The sequence below is a fragment of the Celeribacter marinus genome, assembly GCF_965656515.1.
Taxonomy (GTDB): domain Bacteria; phylum Pseudomonadota; class Alphaproteobacteria; order Rhodobacterales; family Rhodobacteraceae; genus Celeribacter; species Celeribacter marinus_D.
This window is the reverse complement of record NZ_CBFHKW010000114.1, coordinates 1-1,601: the sequence shown is the minus strand read 5'-3', so window position 1 is coordinate 1,601 and position 1,601 is coordinate 1. Positions and strand designations below refer to the sequence as shown.

The 1,601-nt window shown below is 54.8% G+C and carries 2 protein-coding genes and 1 pseudogene; 2 read left to right on the top strand and 1 reads right to left on the bottom strand.

Annotation, left to right across the window (positions count from 1 at the left end; translation table 11 throughout):
• The first annotated feature begins 39 nt into the window (after window positions 1-39).
• Both ACTG34_RS13695 and ACTG34_RS13690 read left to right on the top strand, forming a co-directional pair.
• The gene (locus ACTG34_RS13695) at window positions 40-693 is read left to right on the top strand and encodes a CoA transferase subunit A (protein ID WP_062217852.1); all 654 of its coding nucleotides are present in this window, start codon (window positions 40-42) and stop codon (window positions 691-693) included.
• 12 nt (window positions 694-705) lie between these two features.
• A complete protein-coding gene (locus tag ACTG34_RS13690) occupies window positions 706-1,374 on the top strand; it encodes a 3-oxoacid CoA-transferase subunit B (protein ID WP_342843105.1) in 669 nt (222 codons plus the stop codon).
• An 88-nt stretch (window positions 1,375-1,462) separates the two neighbouring features.
• On the opposite strand, the pseudogene ACTG34_RS13685 reads toward ACTG34_RS13690, so the two are convergent.
• A pseudogene (locus ACTG34_RS13685) lies at window positions 1,463-1,601 on the bottom strand (3-isopropylmalate dehydratase small subunit); the annotation flags it as partial.

Here is a 1,601-nt window from a genome sequence, read left to right as displayed (position 1 = left end):
AGGTCGGGAGGACCGCAAATTTAAACGGAGATCCTATTTATGCACCTAGCCATTTCCATCGAAGAAGCCGTGGACATGATCCCAGATGGGGCGTCCGTCATGTTGTCAGGATTTATGGGCGTTGGCACCCCCGATCACATTGTTGCGGCGTTGGCCGCTTCAGGCAAAAAGAACCTCACACTATTGTCAAACGACACGGCGCGCCCGCATTGCGGACCTGGCCCGTTGTTCAAAGCCCACTGTGTGACCAAGTTAGTGTGTAGTCACATGGGGTTAAATCCAGATGTCCAAGAGCAATACGCCAGTGGCGAATTGGAGGTCGAGCTCGTGCCGCAAGGGACATTCGTCGAGCGTATTCGTGCGGCAGGTGTCGGTCTTGGCGGCATCTTAACGCCCACAGGGGTCGGGACTAAAATAGCTGAAGGCAAAGAGATCATCACAGTGGATGGTAAGGACTATCTACTTGAAAAGCCGTTGTCGGCTGACTTTGCGCTGATTGCTGCTGCGCGGTGTGATTACGTTGGGAACCTCTCCTATATGCTCACGGCGACAAATTTTAACCCGATTATGGCGTTGGCGGGTCGCACTGTTATTTGCGAGCCTGAGGCTATTGTTCCTGTCGGGGTCATCCCGCCCGATGAGGTTAAAACGCCCGGCGTTCTTGTCGACCATGTCATCAAAAAATCGGCTTAAGGAGGCAACACTATGAACCCTAAAGAACTTATCGCCCGCCGCGTTGCCCAAGAAATTCAGCCCCGCACGCTCGTGAATCTCGGGATCGGCATTCCCACACTTGTGAATGACTACCTCGACGAATCTCTTGGTGTGTTCTTTCAGGCCGAAAACGGAGCAGTTGGCATGGGCCACCGCCCCCCCGAGGGCATGACGGATCGCCACCTCACCGATGCGGGTGGCAGCTTTGTCTCCTTTGTCCCCGGCGCCTCTACCATCGATAGCGCGTTCTCGTTTGGTCTCATTCGTGGCGGGCACCTCGACCTGACCGTGCTTGGCGCGTTGCAGGTGGATGAGGCGGGGCATCTCGCCAACTGGATCATCCCGGGGCACTATACACCCGGAATGGGCGGCGCGATGGACCTCGTGACCGGTGCGAAAAAGGTGATTATTGCGATGCAGCACACCAACAAGGGCGAGCCAAAAATTCTGCCTGAATGTACCTTGCCACTTACCTCACAACGCCGCATCGATTTGATCGTGACCGAAATGGCCGTGATCAAGCCGGAGGATGATGGGCTGCACCTGATTGAGCGCGCGCCAAATGTATCTGTTGAGGAGATCGTCGCGGCGACAGCGGCAAAGTTGATTTACAACGGCGATGTGCCTGAGATGGCCGTTTTCGATAGCGCGGCTGGGTAATCACTTCCGGCGCTTAGAATGGACTCTGAATGCAAAAAAACGGCGGCCCATGTGGCCGCCGTTTCTCAGTCTTACATCTCGGGATCACTTAGACCCAAGGACGTTCTTGCGACATCTTGCTTTCATAAGCATCGATGGCGGACACGTTATTCATCGTCAGACCAATGTCATCGAGACCCTCAAGCAGACAATGCTTTTTGAACGCGTCAACTTCGAACGGGAACTCC

Coding starts and splice junctions, on each gene's coding strand:
- ACTG34_RS13695 (WP_062217852.1), top strand. CDS start 40: ATGCACCTAGCCATTTCCATCGAAGAAGCCGTGGACATGATCCCAGAT.
- ACTG34_RS13690 (WP_342843105.1), top strand. CDS start 706: ATGAACCCTAAAGAACTTATCGCCCGCCGCGTTGCCCAAGAAATTCAG.